Source organism: Brevibacillus sp. AG, assembly GCF_028369215.1.
GTDB classification, from domain to species: domain Bacteria; phylum Bacillota; class Bacilli; order Brevibacillales; family Brevibacillaceae; genus Brevibacillus; species Brevibacillus porteri.
This window is the reverse complement of sequence record NZ_JAQMYO010000006.1, coordinates 335,378-351,505: the sequence shown is the minus strand read 5'-3', so window position 1 is coordinate 351,505 and position 16,128 is coordinate 335,378. Positions and strand designations below refer to the sequence as shown.

At 46.5% G+C, this 16,128-nt stretch carries 15 protein-coding genes; 5 read left to right on the top strand and 10 right to left on the bottom strand.

Annotated elements, in window-relative coordinates; translation table 11 throughout:
* Nucleotides 1-37: 37 nt before the first annotated feature.
* The gene (locus tag POF51_RS18025) at nt 38-2,203 is read left to right on the top strand and encodes an insecticidal delta-endotoxin Cry8Ea1 family protein (protein WP_271755824.1); all 2,166 of its coding nucleotides are present in this window, start codon (nt 38-40) and stop codon (nt 2,201-2,203) included.
* 85 nt (nt 2,204-2,288) lie between these two features.
* Here POF51_RS18025 and POF51_RS18020 read toward each other — a convergent pair whose 3' ends face one another.
* The 4 genes from POF51_RS18020 to POF51_RS18005 all read right to left on the bottom strand — a co-directional run bounded on the left by POF51_RS18020 (nt 2,289) and on the right by POF51_RS18005 (nt 7,505).
* Nucleotides 2,289-3,272 (bottom strand): glutaminase, encoded by a 984-nt coding sequence (locus POF51_RS18020; protein WP_069849120.1) that lies wholly within the window; start codon nt 3,270-3,272, stop codon nt 2,289-2,291.
* A gap of 19 nt (nt 3,273-3,291) precedes the next feature.
* The gene (locus POF51_RS18015; RefSeq protein ID WP_271755823.1) at nt 3,292-4,713 is read right to left on the bottom strand and encodes a M20 family metallopeptidase; all 1,422 of its coding nucleotides are present in this window, start codon (nt 4,711-4,713) and stop codon (nt 3,292-3,294) included.
* 25 nt (nt 4,714-4,738) lie between these two features.
* Nucleotides 4,739-5,971, bottom strand: coding sequence for an MFS transporter (locus POF51_RS18010; protein WP_069848560.1), 1,233 nt, complete (start codon nt 5,969-5,971; stop codon nt 4,739-4,741).
* Between the two features lie 235 nt (nt 5,972-6,206).
* On the bottom strand, nt 6,207-7,505 hold the full coding sequence (locus tag POF51_RS18005; protein ID WP_069848562.1) for a hypothetical protein: 1,299 nt from the start codon (nt 7,503-7,505) through the stop codon (nt 6,207-6,209).
* Between the two features lie 159 nt (nt 7,506-7,664).
* Here POF51_RS18005 and POF51_RS18000 point away from each other — a divergent pair, with 159 nt between their 5' ends.
* Complete coding sequence (locus POF51_RS18000; protein ID WP_069848564.1) at nt 7,665-8,189, top strand: DinB family protein; 525 nt, start codon at nt 7,665-7,667, stop codon at nt 8,187-8,189.
* A 62-nt stretch (nt 8,190-8,251) separates the two neighbouring features.
* Here the strand turns inward: POF51_RS18000 and POF51_RS17995 are convergent, their stop codons facing one another.
* Nucleotides 8,252-9,250: a D-cysteine desulfhydrase gene (locus POF51_RS17995; protein WP_271755822.1), complete on the bottom strand. Its 999-nt coding sequence runs from the start codon at nt 9,248-9,250 to the stop codon at nt 8,252-8,254.
* Nucleotides 9,251-9,401: 151 nt separating this feature from the next.
* Here POF51_RS17995 and POF51_RS17990 point away from each other — a divergent pair, with 151 nt between their 5' ends.
* Nucleotides 9,402-9,596: a YgaP family membrane protein gene (locus tag POF51_RS17990; protein ID WP_069848568.1), complete on the top strand. Its 195-nt coding sequence runs from the start codon at nt 9,402-9,404 to the stop codon at nt 9,594-9,596.
* 174 nt (nt 9,597-9,770) lie between these two features.
* Nucleotides 9,771-10,439: a hypothetical protein gene (locus POF51_RS17985; protein ID WP_069848570.1), complete on the top strand. Its 669-nt coding sequence runs from the start codon at nt 9,771-9,773 to the stop codon at nt 10,437-10,439.
* Nucleotides 10,440-10,542: 103 nt separating this feature from the next.
* On the opposite strand, the gene POF51_RS17980 is transcribed toward POF51_RS17985, so the two are convergent.
* On the bottom strand, nt 10,543-11,247 hold the full coding sequence (locus POF51_RS17980; RefSeq protein ID WP_271755821.1) for a Crp/Fnr family transcriptional regulator: 705 nt from the start codon (nt 11,245-11,247) through the stop codon (nt 10,543-10,545).
* 109 nt (nt 11,248-11,356) lie between these two features.
* On the opposite strand from POF51_RS17980, the gene POF51_RS17975 reads away from it, so the two are divergent.
* A complete protein-coding gene (locus POF51_RS17975) occupies nt 11,357-11,698 on the top strand; it encodes a DoxX family protein (RefSeq protein ID WP_069848573.1) in 342 nt (113 codons plus the stop codon).
* Here the strand turns inward: POF51_RS17975 and POF51_RS17970 are convergent.
* The 4 genes from POF51_RS17970 to POF51_RS17955 form a co-directional block, all read right to left on the bottom strand.
* Nucleotides 11,695-12,312, bottom strand: a complete 618-nt coding sequence (locus POF51_RS17970; RefSeq protein ID WP_069848575.1) for a DUF3267 domain-containing protein — start codon at nt 12,310-12,312, stop codon at nt 11,695-11,697. The genes POF51_RS17975 and POF51_RS17970 overlap by 4 nt on opposite strands.
* A 123-nt stretch (nt 12,313-12,435) precedes the next feature.
* Nucleotides 12,436-13,371, bottom strand: a complete 936-nt coding sequence (locus POF51_RS17965; RefSeq protein ID WP_069848577.1) for a cation diffusion facilitator family transporter — start codon at nt 13,369-13,371, stop codon at nt 12,436-12,438.
* Nucleotides 13,372-13,545: 174 nt separating this feature from the next.
* The gene (gene murQ / locus POF51_RS17960; RefSeq protein WP_271755819.1) at nt 13,546-14,460 is read right to left on the bottom strand and encodes an N-acetylmuramic acid 6-phosphate etherase; all 915 of its coding nucleotides are present in this window, start codon (nt 14,458-14,460) and stop codon (nt 13,546-13,548) included.
* A 38-nt stretch (nt 14,461-14,498) separates the two neighbouring features.
* Entirely contained in the window at nt 14,499-16,112 is a 1,614-nt protein-coding gene (locus POF51_RS17955; RefSeq protein ID WP_271755817.1) for a glycoside hydrolase family 3 protein, read from the bottom strand.
* Between the last annotated feature and the right edge of the window lie 16 nt (nt 16,113-16,128).

Sequence of the window (16,128 nt, the reverse complement as noted above, 5' to 3'; positions counted from 1 at the left end):
CGTATTTTTTATTTATTAAAGAAGGGGGAATTATGCAATGCAGGAAAAAAACCTTTTATCAACTGGTCCTTATAACACACTATCGACATCTGCTTATCAACAGTTGAACAATCTATCTAACAAGGCAGACGGATTGGATTGGGAGCAATTATTAAAAGATGTTTGGCATGATGTTTACAATGGACAAATTACACAAGATTACCTTCAGCTTGCAACAGACAATAATATCGATTATCGTGCCTTAGTCACGACTATATTAAGCTATGCTTCTTCCTTTGTTCCTTTTGTAGGGCCTGTAATAGGCTTTTTTATTCCTATTATGGATTTAATTTGGCCCCCCTCACAACCCGATTTATTTGATATTTTGCGTCAGCAGATTCAAGATTTAATTAACCAAGCGTTAACAACAGACACATTGAACAAATTAGAGGCACTGCTACAAGGTTGGAAAAATGAACTAGATGTTTTAGCTACAGAAGTCAAGAATTTAACCGATCCGAAGACCTCCACTATAGGGAGCACAGTTAATACGATTCACCTCCAATTTGTTCATGATATACCCCAATTTACACTAAAAGACTATGCAGCTTATGCACTTCCTTTATATGTTCAAGCAGCAACCATGCATCTAGGCCTTTTAAAGGAGGCCATTTCTAAACAAACAGATTGGGGAATTAGTGATTCAGATAAAACTAACTTTCTGACTTATCTAAAACAGTGGATCGTGAAGCATAGCGAGAATGTTCGTACTCTTTTTACAACAGGGTTACAAAACATACAGGACGATGAATCTAGTCAAATTAGTACCGCTGGCTTTATCTACACGTCAACATTATATGGGTTTGATATTGCTGCATTATGGCCTACTTTTGATAAATGGCCTACTAATGACAGTCCGGAAGTTTACTCGGCACAAACAGATATAGAACAAACGAGATTCTTATTTTCTGATCTAGTAGGAAGGTTTGATTGGAGAGGCTATCCATCCGCTGGTGATCCAAGTACGTACCTGTATGGAAATTTCCCTGGTGAACTGACTCAAATTTCAACGAGAACATGGGATCGAGTGGATCAGATTCAACAAGTATTAGATAGAGGATACAATCAATCACAAACATATACTTACGGCGGTTCCGGTGGAGCTGCAAATGACCCTATCAACATATCAAGAGACAATCCTTTAATTGGAGTAACACCACGGGTTATGAGTCCGTATGTTGGAATCATGATGGATTTTGCAGATGGGACTAGTATTACCAATGGAGGAGAATATGGATATGACAAGAGGGTTGTAGCACCTGATAACCATAAAGTTCATTTTGTCTTTCCATGGACAGATGAGCTGGGTGGCCAAGATGCAGTGATAAATGCATTTGTTTTCAAAAATCTATATTCCGAAAATGTCATAGGCCAATCAGATCCAACAACAGGAGTAGTTACGATTAAAGGAATTCCAGCTGAAAAAGGTTATATTGAGGATGGTAGCTCACTTAACGTTGTACAGGAAAGATTGAACGGGACCAACGCGGTTCAACTTCCACTGGGACCTTCCCTCATTGTACCTATTACAAATAAACTAGCTGGTCAGTATCACATTCGTGTACGTTATGCAAACCCTTCAGATTCAAGCATTGATATTTGGCAATCAGTTAATGCAGGAAATCAGAGTCTTCAAGGCGGTAATTTTACATTTCCAAGTACCAAAAACGTTCAAGATCAAGGATACGTGCCAGGACAAAATGGAAACTATAGGTTGCTTACAATATCTCTTCCTGATCCTATCTCCCTACCTTTAGGAGAGATCGATGTACGTCTCGGACAATACACCAGTCAAACGCAGGGTAATCTGTTTATTGATCGGATTGAGTTTGTTCCAGTTCAAACTCCTGTAAATTTATTTTCAGGGCCATACTACCTTTATGCTCCGGATGGTTATCCTTTTTCACAAACTCTTTGGAATGGTAATACAATTAACAGCCGTATTTCTATAGCAGGAACCGCAAATTCTTCTAGTGAACCAGCGGTACTCCAATTTTATCAAGATTCAACATTGCGAAAAGAAATTCCTATACCTGGTTCAGGTCAAAATTACAATTATCCTAATACATCCATTCCAAATGGTTTTAATAAAATTGTACTTCACACAAACCAAAGTGCTGGTAAAGGAATAAGAGGAACAATGACAATTTCCTTGAGTAATTAGTTGTTTATAAATGAATCAAGGTACAATGGACAAAAAGAAATGGCTAAAGATCCAGACATGATCTGTGATCTCTAGCCATTTCTTTTTAATAGATCGTCAAATCCCACGCACTTGCCATATGCTTGAGCAGCGCTACCCCTGCTACGCTGTTTCCGTACTGGTCAATAGCAGGGCCATACACACCGATTCCACAGCCGCTAGCAAAAGGCAGCTCTCCAGAACGCCCACGCGGAGGGACGGAAGCCATAATACCTCCTGACACGCCGCTTTTCGCTGGCACACCCACAAAAGCAGCAAAATTGCCGGAAGCGTTGTACATGCCACATGTAACCATCAGTGCTTTGGTCAAGCGAGCCAGCTCTTTGTCGAAAAGCTGTTCCTTGCGTACCGGATCATAGCCATCATGCGCCAGGATCAAGCCAATTTTCGCGATGTCCTCTGCCGTTACCTCGAGTGAGCATTGCCGGATGTACACGTCCAAAGCATCCTCTACCGGACAGGCCAAAAAGCCAGTAGCTGCGAGATAGTAGGCGAGGGAGCGATTGCGGTTGGCCGTTTGCCACTCCGAGTGATAGACTTCCTCGTTGATCTGATGCTTGCGTCCTGTCATGCCCTCGACCATGTCTTGAAAGGAGCGAAATTTTTCCTGGACTCCGTTCCCCTGCAACAAGGAAGACACCGTAATGGCTCCCGCATTGATCATGGGATTAAAAGGCCTTCCTGGCTTGTGCATTTCCAGCCGAACCATCGAATCAAATGCGTCTCCAGTAGGCTCTACATCCACCTGCTCCAATACATTTGCAATCCCGTGGTGCTTACATGCTGCCAGAAAGCTGATGACTTTGGAAATGCTTTGCAGGGTGAAAGGAGCATCGTAGTTGCCAGCCCTGCTAATTTGTCCATCTGGTCCCATCACACAAATCCCTAGCTGTGTTGGGTCAGCCTCTTTCAAAGCAGGGATATATGCAGCGCATTTGCCCTTACTGGACTCCCCGCGATATTGCTCGATCCATTGTTCCAAGCAGTCTGTCTCGATCGTTCTTGTTTGCTGCGCCACTTGTCTAACCAACTTCCTTTTCACCTTCGATTTACGCTTTTTGAGGTGGTTGAACATCGTCCGGAATGAGCGAGAAGTATTCTTCCCCTTCCAAACGTTCCTGCAATTCGGCTTTTGCCTGTTCAATCAGTGCCGGGTTTTCCATCGCCTCGATCGCTGTAGCAGCCATAACTTTACCTGCTTGCAGCATCCCTTTGTGTGCAATTGGCATAGCCCCCTGCGAGACGACCTGCCACGTATGGAAAGGCGTTCCCAGTGCCCAGCATGTCGTCATGCATTGCATCGTCGGAACCTGCCAGCTGACATCTCCCACGTCCGTAGACCCAGCAAGCGTAAACTCGTGCGTAGAAAGTGGCCCGATCACATCCGCAATCGCTTTGTCCTTCAGTTGCTTCGCTGTTTCACGATCCAACCCGAACAACGAAGCCCTCATATCCTCGGCTGTTAACGTTGCCTGAATTTGTTTGGCATATTGCTGATCTGCTTCATCGTACGTAGGCACGCCGACTTCAACCAGATTTTTGTGCATGAGCTTCGCCAATACCGTATTCGGCACCAGATCAGAAGCTGTCCCCTCAAACACCGCTTCCATGGTGGTTCCCGTCATCAAGGCAGCTCCCCGTGCGATGTCGTAAACTCTTTCATACAGTTCCTTCACTTGCTGCTTTTTCGGAGCGCGAATCAAGTACACGACCTCTGCAAACGGCTGGACGACGTTTGGCGAAATTCCGCCTGTATTCGTAATCGCGTAGTGAACCCGTGCTTCCGGAATCATATGCTCTCTCATGTAGTTCACGCCGACATTCATCAGTTCGACCGCATCCAACGCACTTCGTCCCAAATGCGGTGCTGCTGCTGCATGTGCGCTTTTTCCGTGGAACTGAAAACGAACGGAGTAATTCGCAAGCGAGCTGATGTTCATGATGCTAGGTACTGTTGCAGGATGCCAAGAGAGCGCAAAATCTACGTCAGCAAACATGCCTGCCCTAGCCAAATACGCTTTTCCAGAGCCAGCTTCTTCAGCTGGACACCCGAAATAACGGACCGTTCCTGCTAAGCCTGTTTTCTCCATGTAATCTTTAACGGCAACCGCTGCTGCCAGCGCGCCGGCACCTAAGAGATTATGTCCACATCCATGCCCATGACCATCAGTCACAATCGGATCATGGTTGATCGCGCCTTTTTTCTGACTCAATCCTGCCAGTGCATCGTACTCGCCCAAGATGGCCACGACGGGCTTGCCGCTTCCAAAGCTGGCAACAAAGCCAGTCCCCAGTCCAGCGATTCCTTTCTCCACTTCAAAGCCCTCTGCTGCCAAAGCTTGACACAAGTACTCGGCAGAACGATGCTCCTCGAAGTAAATTTCTGGTGTTTCCCAAATTTTATCGCTAACGCGAATAAATGCGTCTCTTTTTTGTTCAATTAACGCAGAAATGATCTCGGTTCTGTTCATTTCATACGCTCCTTTCTCTAAGTGTTCAGGCGGATGCACTGTCGGCGTTTTGCTGCAACAGCTCGCCTTTTTCATAGTTCAACGATAATAGTGCGCCAATGCAAATGACTGCGAAGCCGATCAGCATCCAGAACGCTGCATCAAATGAACCGTTAAACGCTTCTACAATAAAACCAATCGCCATTGGCGTGATAAAGCCAGCTAGCTGTCCACCTGTATTCACGATGCCCATCCCTGTTCCAGCTACGGCAGCCGGAAGATTTTTCAGGACAACAGATGGCAACAGAATGATCACAAAGGAAAGGAACAGCGACACAATTGCTTGGTACGTAATAAACATCGTCACGCTCGAAGCGGTAAACATGAAGTACAAGAGCACTGCGACTACCACACAGGAGAGACTTCCAATAATTTTTTCGCGACCTTTTGGCAGCTTGTCCAGTACATAGCCGCTCACATAAATACCGACCAACGTAGCGAAGCCTGGAATCGTTTGCAGCCAGCCGAGCGAAATCATATCCAGTCCGCGTACCTTGCTCAAGTAAGTCGGCATCCAGGTTACGAGACCCCAGTTTACTGCATAAATGCTAAAGTAAGCGATTAACAGACTCCATAGCAAAGGCGTTTTTAACAACAAGGACACGGAGCTTTTTGGTTGCTCGGAGCCATTCATTGTATTCGTTGCAGACTCATCTTGCGGAAGTTTAATATGGCGCCAGTACAGGAAAGCAATCACGGCACCAACTGCACCAATGACGACGAACATGGTTCGCCAGCCCATATTTTGAATCATCCAAACGGATAAAATCGGGGAGAAAAGCCCAACAATGGCACTAGAGGAGAGCATCACAGACATTGCTCGCGAGCGTTCCTTTACAGGAAAAATCGTGGCGATAATCTTCGAGCTGGCTGGTTGGAAGCCACCTTCACCAATCCCGAACAGAAAGCGGATAAGGATCATCGAAGCCAAAGACCAAGCAGCTCCGGTCAATCCTGTAAAAATAGACCACATGACAACGGATGCGATGAGTACTTTCCTGGAACCAAACCGGTCTGCCAGCCAGCCTCCAGGCATTTGCATAAGTGCATAGCCAGCAAAAAAACTACTGAGCAATAATCCCGTGGATGAAGCACTAAGCTGCAAGTCTTCTGTGATCGACAAAATGGCATAGTTCATGACGTATCGATCCAGGTTCCCTAATGCCCAGCCCAAAAAGAGTAGCGCTAAAATCCAGTTTCTCGTGCGTGCTGATACCATATGTGTGGATACCTCCTTCTAGATGCATTACTAAGCTAGTCTTTCATTTTGGCGAAAGCGCATTCATCTCGTTCGATGACTGACGATCCGCGCAAATATGGTCCAGCTCCCTTATTTACCGCATATATTACGACATGTCGTTATATATACTCTACGAAATGTTGAGACTATTGGCAACGGTTTTTTTTAACAGTTTGATTTCTCGGCAATGAAAAAAGCACCCATAGCAGGGTGCTTACAAAAGTCGGTATCGTTTGGTGGGTCTTCCTCGCGTTGATTGCGATTCTTCCCCGGAGCTTTCCGCCAGCTCAACGGCGCACAAATCCGCGACGATTCGCTGTGCATTTCGCTCGCTCATTTGCAAATACTTGGCCAGATCCTTTGTCGTGAAATCGGTCCAACCCATTTTTTGCAGCAAGGCATCGAGCTTTTTATAGCTTTTGACGCTGATGTTCCCTTTTTTCAGCTTTTCCAAAATCTCATCATCGTCGGCACGATACGAGTAGATGAGCTCCTCTTCCTGACCAACCCACTCTACGATCGTTCCGTCATCCTGAATCATGACGATATCTCGTGTAGCTTTTTCCTTTGATTGGCGCAGGGCTCGGTGGGCATTCATCTCGGCTGCAAACGCAGTCTCTCCGAACCCGATTCCGACCGCGACCGTCGTATCCGCTTCCTTCGCCAAAAACTCTACGGTGTTTTGCAAGGTAGGAATCTCCCTGTGAATGGTTCCGCGCGTACTGAAGATGACGTATCTGCCATTCCCTTGCTCCAAAAGCGATCCATCCACTTGCTCGCACAGCTTGATCAAGGCTTCTTTTATACGCAGCTCCAAATATTGTAAATGATAGGAGGTCTTCGCGCTTTCCTTGATTCTGTCGAATTGCTCGACCTCGATCATTTCGATCCCGATTTGTGTATCCTTAAAGTAGGATGTGCGTACTTTCTCGACAAACACGCGGACTGTTTGATGAATGTCCATATTACTGGGAGAAATCCAATAGGCCGGGATACCGGCATCTACTAACGATTGATAGACGGTTGGATAGCAGGTCATCGCAGCATCAATCTTTTTCTTGTTCCATAAATCGAGATGAAATGCCAGCAGCTCTTGCGGATCAATCGTAACCTCAAATATCTTCATGTATAGTTGGCTCACGGATATGCTGCTGTTGTACAGCGAATCTTCCATGAACTTCGTAGATGAGAGCATATCTACACTGACCCGATCCAAAAGCTCTCCCCGTGTGTACACCATTTCCAAAAAGCCTTTATAGATGCTGGATTCCGTCGGAAAAATATGTTCCATCCGCTTTTCATCGTCCAGGACATTTTTGGCAATCAAGTACGGAAGTGGTCCCGAAAAAAGCCAATGATCCACGTACTGGTCATTTTCCAAGACGATTTTTTCTGTTTCTTTTGTCTCTGTATACGGATACGGAACAAAATTCATTCCTTCCTCGAATTCCTTTGCAACCGCTAGAATCCTTTCTACCGATTGCTTGGGACCAACCACGCCGATTTTAAACATCCATTTATCAACCTCTGCGTTTCTATTTATACGAGCCTTGCTTACGACCATTCTATACGTATTCACGCAAACAAATCCACCCTTCTCCAAACAAATTGGAAGGGATGACATTGGTGAAAGGCGAATAACTCCGGATTCCATACCGAAAGGAGTCGTACCATGAATTTTAATCTGGATGAAGCGATTGAGGTTCTAGAGCGTACGCCACAAGCATTGGAATCCTTGTTAACGGGCTTATCAGATGGGTGGTTGCTGCACAATGAAGGCGACGACACCTGGCATGCTACTGAGGTGATTGAACACCTGACCCTGGCGGAGAAAACGAATTGGCTCCCGCGTCTGAAGATCATACTTCAAGAGGGAGAGAGTAAACCGTTTCCCCCATTTGATCGCTACGCTCACTTACAAGAATCCTCGGTTAGATCGTTCGAGCAAAAGCTGCTGGAATTCAAAACGATTCGTGCCCAAAACATAGCCAGGCTGCGAACGCTCGTGGAACCGGAAAAGCATCTGGAATTAACTGGACTCCATCCCGCTTTTGGGGTCGTAAAAGTACGGGAATTGCTCTCTACGTGGGTCGTTCATGATTTAACGCATATGGCGCAAATCGTACGGGTCATGGCCAAAAGGTACACGGCTGATGTAGGGCCATGGAACGAATATTTAGGCATCCTGAACAAATAATCGAACAGGCAGCGGTAGCTCTGAACGCAAATGTACGTCATCGCTGCCACTGCCTGTCTTTTTTACGGCAAAAACAACTGTGGAACCGTATAGAGTGCAGGGGAACCACCCGTATGCAGGAACAATACGTGATCACTCTTGGTAAAATGCCCTTCGCGAATCAAGCCAATCAACCCTGCCACCGCCTTTCCGGTATAGACAGGATCGAGTAAAATTCCCTCTGTCCGAGCGACCAGCCGAACGGCTTCGATCATGCCATCCGTCGGAATCGCATAGCCTGGCCCGACAAATCTGTCGTCGCAAAGCACAGCTTCTGCTCGTATGTCCCCTTGCAAACCGATCCGTACAGCAGTACTGCACAGCAACCCCATCACCTTGGCTTCTTGTGCAGCCCGATCTCGGCTGACATTGATCCCGATTACTTTTGTGTTGGACTGACGCGCCATAAAACCGGCAAGCAGACCAGCTTGGGTACCGCCACTTCCCGTTGCCGTCACGACATAATCGTATGGAGTCGTCGTTTCCCAAGCCTGCTGCTCGATTTCTTCCGCACACGCCATGTACCCCAAAGACCCGACTTCGTTGGAGCCTCCTACCGGGATCAGATATGGTTTTCTGCCTTGTTTTCGCAGACTTTCAGCGAGCTCTTCCATAGCTGCAAGCAAATCTGCCTCTGCGGGAATGACCTCGATTTTTTCTGCTCCGAGCAAGTGGAACAACAGATGATTGCCACTCGCTTGCGGTTGGTAGTCCCCCGTCTCAGGCGCGGACAGCACGAGCTGACAGTGCAGACCTTCGCGAACTGCCGCCGCCAGAGTCAACCGGCAGTGATTGGATTGGACAGCTCCACATGTAATCAACGTGTCTGCCCCTTGCTCGATTGCCTCTGCCACCAAATACTCCAGCTTTCGCGTCTTGTTTCCCCCTGCTGTCAAACCAAGCATGTCGTCTCGCTTGATAGAGATGCTCGGACCACCTAACTCCCTAGACAGTCGCTCCATCCTTTCGATTGGTGTAGGTCCGTGTGTGTAAATTTTACGCTGGTAACGGATATCGTTCATGCCCTTCGTTCCCTTCGGTTTGAATTGTGATTTGGTATTCATACGCTTTGCGGTGTACGAATTCCTTCGCATTATGTGACTTTGTTACAGGCAAATATAAGATTGCCCGATACAATGAGTCTCGTAAACCACAGTAATCGGGAGGCTGATCATGAAAAACGTAGGTAAATTTGATCAAATATTTCGAGTCGTTGCTGGGCTAGCGTTTCTCTCCTTGTTCTTCTTTCTAGAAGGAGGTTTGCAGTACCTCGCATTAATTGGCGTTCCCTTACTCTATACTGCACTGACCCAACAATGCTTTCTTTACCGCCTTTTCGGTATGAATTCCTGCAAGGTTAAGTCGTAATTCAACTGTCACGAAAGTTGAATAGCTCGAACTCAGAGCGCCTCTTTTTGGGGCGTTCATTTTTTTGAAAAAATTTGTCGAAAATTTAAATATTTTCTAATTGTAAATATAAGGAACAGCAGGGATAATATACTCGATAGACTGTAACCCAATTTCAATCGTGGAGGGAAATCTATGAAAACACTCCTGCGAATTGCCATCGCTTTAGCCATGATGTTAACCATGGCAAGCGGTGCTTTTGCTGCTCCAAATCCTGCCGTTTACGAGGCGAAGTTTGTAGGATTAAAGGAAACTTACAATGCTGGTGAATCGATTAAGCTATCCGTAGAAACAAAAACAGCTGGGCAAATTACCGACGCCAAGTTTGTGCTGAAAACCATTGGTGGCAATGAGAAGGATAAGGTCACCAGTGTCCGAACTACCCATAGCAAAACCAAAGCTACCTATACGACTACAGGTTACCTAAAGCCTACCTCCAAAGGTATCTACTTGCTCGCTTACCAAGCTACTCTTAAAAGCATTGCAGGAGAAGAGAAAATAGAACTCATTGCAACTCTTTCGATCAAGGATCCAAATAAAATCACCTTGAATGTCACACCGAACACCGTCCATGTCAAAAAAGGCAAAGAAGTGCCTATCCTCATCACATACAGTTCAAAATCCACTCCTCAATTCACTTACAGTACACAGGTTACTGAGCTTTACACTAAGCGAGTCGGCAATGAAAACAAGAAAGTCGTACTCTTCAAAGCTGAAAAAGCTGGAAAATTTACAATCAATATCACTGCCAAGAACAAATACGATGAGGTCTCTGAAGCAGTCGAGATCGTTGTTTCGGATTAAAAAATAATATCGAGCACGATCATTTCTAGCCATACCAAAAATCCCGTCCCCTTTAATAGGGCAACGGGATTTTTGTTGGCTCCATTTCCATCCGCGATAGTATCTACACTCTCGCCAATGCTTCTCTCAATCGTTCCTGATGCACCCATAATGGCTTACGCAGTCCCGCCTTCTTCACCATGCCTTCTACTGTTAGCTCATGGAACGTTTCTGTTACGGTCTCACGAATACACCCCATCATCGTCGCCAGCTCCTGATGCGTCAGGTTCACTGCCAGCTCGATCCATTCTGGTTCATCAGCCTGGCTTTTTCCCCCATATTTCTCTGACAGCTTGCCCAGCAAATACAGAAGACGCTGTCGTACACTTCCATACGCCATGAGCTCCATCATCTCTTCAACCTCTTGCAAACGATTCGAGACAATCTCGATAAAATGCAAGGCAAGCCTCGGTTTCTCTAGCATCAGCTCCTCAAATTGTCCTTTATCAATCGAACAAATCACCGAATCTTCCCACGCTTCGGCGTACATATTGGTTGAACTAATCGTAAACGAGCCGATCTCGCCAAACACATGGCCTGTCCCGAGCAAATCAATCGTTAGCTCTTTGCCGTCAGCCGAAAGCTTGTATAGACGAACCTTCCCAGCCTTGATCAAAAACAGCCTTTTCTGCTCCAAGTGAGGGGAGGAAATTAGCGTTCCTTTTTTGACCACTTCCATAGGAGTCGCCGGTTCCAATTGGGCTAGCTCCGCTGCACTTAACGACTGAAACAAATTGATGCGGGATAAAAGCTTCTCCTTTTCGATCACGATGTACTTCCTCCTGCTCACTGTAGGCTGGACTACATATTGTAGGGATCACTCCCATTATACTCCTCGTTAGGCAATGGATTTCGAATGAACGAAGGAGTGTAAACTGTTGAACACATTCATCATGATTCTTTCACTGATGTTGGCTTTGATGTTTTCCATCTCTCTGTTACTGAAGTTTTTACGCGCAAGCTCTATGCTCCAGCACTGGAAGGAATATGGCTATCCACTTTGGTTCATGGACGTGATTGCCTCACTTGAGCTGGTCGGAGTCATCGGTGTGATTAGCTCCTTTTGGTTTCCTGGAGTATTAACACTCACTTGCATCCTGTTCGCCATCCTCATGCTTGGGGCTATCCATGCCCATCTTTTCCGGGCAAAACATGAGCCCGTCATGGCGCTAAATGCGGTATTTATGCTTATTTGCTCGTTGCTTCTTCTTTGGCTTTAATCGTTTCCGAGCGCTTTCCAATACGTCTTTTGTCCGTTACTGATCAAGATTGCCTGTTTCGGAACTTGCTTCATCACCAGGAAAAGATTTAGCATATCGACTGATGAAGCGATAGCGTTTATCAAAATCAAAAATTTCAACATGGTAGTGAACAGTCCAAAAAAACCTAGAAGAACTGGCAACATAACTGAAAGAATAATGAATGGGGCGATGGTAATCAGTATGTATCTTGATTTTGGAATCTTTTCTTCCGTTGCGACAAACCCTCCAAACAAGGTAAGCCCCATCCATGTTTTTTCTGATCTCATGAAATTAGGAATAAAAATCAAATGCAAGCATTCATGAAAAATAACCAATCCGAGTAGAAACAAAATCACACGTAAGTCGATGGATATGGAAAAAGAGCCGGATGTCAGTCCCAATTCCTGAAAGGTTATTGGCGAAAAAATATAGATGATCCCATAGGCAATGAATGCATTAATCAGCATGAAAGGAATCGATAAAAGAGTTGCCCTGCCCAAGCTCTGTGGTTCTTTCAGGGGAACCCATTCCTTTTTTATCAACTCGACATGTACATTTTCAAGATACTGTGGCAATTTGGTTGTGATTTTCATAATAAAACCTCCTTCCTTTCTAGTTAGACGTTCACCCTATGTGTTCAGTTTCTCTGAGGCGAAGGAAATAAAAAAGGCTGTCTCCTGAGCTTTCTTGGAGACTAGCCTTTTTCTCATGTGCATTTATGCTTGCTGAAGCAAAAACTGCTTGCCGTATTCCCCGTGATCCAGAATCGTCGGGTGCTCGATCTGAATTGTCGAATGGTCAATTCCGTACTTCGTTTGCAAAATGTGATTGATCGCCAGAATGACACAATACGGCTGGATGCCTTCACGGACGAACACATGCGCTGTCAGGGAGTAATGTTCCGTGGATACCGCCCACAGGTGCAGCTCATGAACATCCTCCACGCCCTCTACCTCACTGAGGTCCTGACGGATTTGCTCGAGATCAAACTGCTCTGGAACAGATTCCATCAACACGAGCAGCGACTCACGAATGATTTTGGCACCACCTGTAAAAATAATTCCACCAATCACTAAGCTGATCAATGGGTCGAACAAGTAGTAGCCCGTCATGTAAATGAGAATCGCCGACGTAATCACACCGACGGAGCTGAGCAAATCTCCAATAAAGTGCCATAGTGCGCTTTTTACATTGAGATTGTCTTCTTCCTTCATACTGCGGGAAAGTACGATGGTCAGCACGATGTTTACAACCAAACCGATGGATGCGATGGTCAGCATCAACTGCAAATCAACGTCTTGCGGATTGATCATCCGCTTGATCCCTTCAATCACAATCCCGATCGAAATCACGGCAAGAGCCAAGCCATTCAAGAACGAAGCAATAATTTCAAAACGGAGAAATCCGAACGTATACTTCTTATTCGGCTTACGTGTCGCCATATAAATAGCGGTCATACTCAACCCTAAAGCAAAGACGTCAGAAATCATATGGGCGGAGTCGGACAGGAGCGCGAGTGAATTGGACATCAAGCCTCCCACAACCTCCACGATCGTAAAAAACAACGTCAATAGGAGCGTGATCCACAATGTTCTCTTCGATGTTTGCTGTTCTTTCACATGATCAAGATGATGAAAATCACCCTTTTTCATACGTATCACCTCTGTCCATTTAAATTATAAAAATTATAATCTAAGAATTAATGTAATCATATCCTCTTTTCCGACAATATTCAAATGAACATTTTATGGATCATACAAGTGATTTTCATTACCAGTTATGTCGTACCAAGACAAAAAAAGCCTCATCCAAAAGGATTAGGCTGATCATTCCTGATTGTGATTCCGTTCTAAAATCCGTCGAATATTCCCCTTGTACTGCGTGAGCAAACGGCTTGCGTCCTCTGCTGGCAATCCGGTCTTTTGCATCACGATCGCCAGTTTTGCGTCACCGTCTGCCTTATGCAACAGTACGTCCGCCTCATCGGTGGAGACATTGGTCGCTTCTGCCACGATTTGTTTTGCCCGTTCCTTCAGTTTCTCATTGGTTACCTGCACATTGACCATCAAATTTTTGTACACTTTCCCCAACCGCACCATGCATCCGGTCGTAATCATATTGAGAACCATCTTCTGCGCCGTCGCTGCTTTTAAGCGAGTCGATCCGGTTACCACCTCTGGCCCTACTACCACATTAATCGCTACATCCACACCTTGACTGATCTGCGCCACCTGGTTGCAGGACAACGAAATGATTTTCGCATGCTGCCTTCTGGCTTCCGCCAATGCTCCGATGACATAGGGTGTCCGACCACTCGCCGCAATTCCTACCACGGCATCCCCCGCCTTTACGCCATAGGCGATCACATCTTCTCTGCCGTTCTGCTCCACGTCTTCGGCTCCTTCGACTGCCCTGACGATAGCTTTTTCCCCGCCTGCTATGATGCCCTGCACCAATGCGGGGTCCGTCCCAAAGGTTGGTGGGCATTCAGCAGCATCGAGCAAGCCCAATCTCCCACTTGTTCCGGCTCCAAAATAAAAGAGTCTTCCACCGTTTTCCAGACATTCTGCGATCAAGTCAACGGCCGCTGCAATCGAAGCCAACTCCTTTTCAACGGCAAACGCAACTGTTTTATCCTCTTCATTCATAATCTGGATAATTTCCATCGTAGAGAATTTATCCAGCTCTTCCGTATTCCGATTTCTTGTTTCTGTCGTTAAGTCACGCAGGTGAAACTTCATCCAGTTACCTCCCACCCATCTACACTCCTCTTCTCTTTCTACCCCACACCATGCTGCTTTTTCTCCGATGGAAACAGACTGACCGGAAGATGTCCAGCGGCCTTTCGTTCCCCGAACAAAATGTCTGCCACAAGCTCTATCGCTTGGTGCGTATGGTCGTAAACGGCGAGATACGCATCGACCTCGGGCATTACCAAGAGATCATACGGGTTTCGCAGGGCGACAGCCACGACCTTTTTCCCCTGTTGAACGAGCCGGTTCACCAGAAGCGATTGGCCTCTAAAGATATGGGCATTGTACGTAAAAACGACGATTTGCTCCATGGCCGACATCACATTCGCCACCATCTCCCCTTCATCCTCTGTCGGGTTGAGCGTCGACACCATATGGTATTCAACTTCACGATATTTTCTCAATGGTGCGACTAAATCGCCAGAAGCTGCTTGCCCATCCTCAGCCAACGTAAGGTTGGCAATCCCCGGAAAAATCACACCGAGCGGTTGTGTGCTTCTCTGTAAAGGAAGCAGTTGATGCTCATTTTTCACCAAGGTTATGGCTTGCGCGAGCGCACTTCTCGCTATGTCTGCATGTTGGACACGATCAAAGGAAGGGCCTGTTTTTCCCAAGCAATGCTCCCAGGAAAGAAATCGTTTCTTTAATTGAAGCACGCGATTTACAGCTTCGTTGACCCGCTCATCTGATAGTTCCCCCGAATGAATGGCCGCAACGAGTCGTTCATACGCTTTTTGCTGAACTTCATGCGTATGGGAAACCAGAACAAGATCGATCCCAGCCTGCACACAACGCACCGCCGCTTCTGGAACCCCGATGGTACCCGCAATGGCCGCCATTTCCATACAATCCGTTATTGCGACCCCATCAAATCCGAGCGACTCACGCAACACTCCCGTCACGATCTCCTTGGAATACGTAGCAGGAGAACCCGACTCATCCATTCTCGGCAAACTGATATGTCCAACCATCACCATGGGGACTCCTGCCGCGATACTGCATTGGAATGGGACCAACTCAACCTGATCCAGTCGCGTCCGATCATGTTCGAGCACAGGAACAGCTTCATGAGAATCGATGCTCGTATCACCATGACCGGGGAAGTGCTTGATAGCGGGAATGACACCACTCGCAAGCAAGCCTTGAATGGCGGCCTCACCAAACCGCGCCACCTGCTCTGGTGCTTCTCCAAAAGACCGCACCCCAATGACCGGATTGTCCGCATTGTTGTTCACATCGACCGTCGGGGCGAAATTGACTGAAATCCCTGCTGCACGCAGCTCCTCACCTGTTGCCTGGTAGATACGCTTGGCTTGATCGAGATTGCCTGTGGCACCCAAAGCCATCGCTCCAGGAAAGCGCGTCGCCCCTTTTTGCAGACGGGAGACTACGCCATTTTCCTGATCGGTCCCGATCAACAGTGGATAGGGATGCCCAGACTCATACGCCCAGCTCTGGAGTTTCTGTACCCGTTGATAGGTCTCCTCCGGTGTCCCGATATTGCGGCTAAAAAGAATCACGTTGCCAATCTGTTTTTGTTTGATCCACGCTTCCATTTCTTCGGGAATATCCAGCGTAGGGTACCCGATCATCAGCAGTTGCCCGACCTTCTGTTCCACTGTCATATGTTCGGCTTGCATGGAATCCTCCTCTCTA

What these genes read in the sequence shown, in the direction of transcription:
- POF51_RS18025 (WP_271755824.1), top strand. Translation starts at nt 38, where the DNA reads ATGCAGGAAAAAAACCTTTTATCAACTGGTCCTTATAACACACTATCG.
- POF51_RS18015 (WP_271755823.1), bottom strand. Translation starts at nt 4,713, where the DNA reads ATGAACAGAACCGAGATCATTTCTGCGTTAATTGAACAAAAAAGAGAC.
- POF51_RS18010 (WP_069848560.1), bottom strand. Translation starts at nt 5,971, where the DNA reads ATGGTATCAGCACGCACGAGAAACTGGATTTTAGCGCTACTCTTTTTG.
- POF51_RS18005 (WP_069848562.1), bottom strand. Translation starts at nt 7,505, where the DNA reads ATGTTTAAAATCGGCGTGGTTGGTCCCAAGCAATCGGTAGAAAGGATT.
- POF51_RS18000 (WP_069848564.1), top strand. Translation starts at nt 7,665, where the DNA reads ATGAATTTTAATCTGGATGAAGCGATTGAGGTTCTAGAGCGTACGCCA.
- POF51_RS17995 (WP_271755822.1), bottom strand. Translation starts at nt 9,250, where the DNA reads ATGAACGATATCCGTTACCAGCGTAAAATTTACACACACGGACCTACA.
- POF51_RS17990 (WP_069848568.1), top strand. Translation starts at nt 9,402, where the DNA reads ATGAAAAACGTAGGTAAATTTGATCAAATATTTCGAGTCGTTGCTGGG.
- POF51_RS17985 (WP_069848570.1), top strand. Translation starts at nt 9,771, where the DNA reads ATGAAAACACTCCTGCGAATTGCCATCGCTTTAGCCATGATGTTAACC.
- POF51_RS17970 (WP_069848575.1), bottom strand. Translation starts at nt 12,312, where the DNA reads ATGAAAATCACAACCAAATTGCCACAGTATCTTGAAAATGTACATGTC.
- POF51_RS17965 (WP_069848577.1), bottom strand. Translation starts at nt 13,371, where the DNA reads ATGAAAAAGGGTGATTTTCATCATCTTGATCATGTGAAAGAACAGCAA.
- murQ (WP_271755819.1), bottom strand. Translation starts at nt 14,460, where the DNA reads ATGAAGTTTCACCTGCGTGACTTAACGACAGAAACAAGAAATCGGAAT.
- POF51_RS17955 (WP_271755817.1), bottom strand. Translation starts at nt 16,112, where the DNA reads ATGCAAGCCGAACATATGACAGTGGAACAGAAGGTCGGGCAACTGCTG.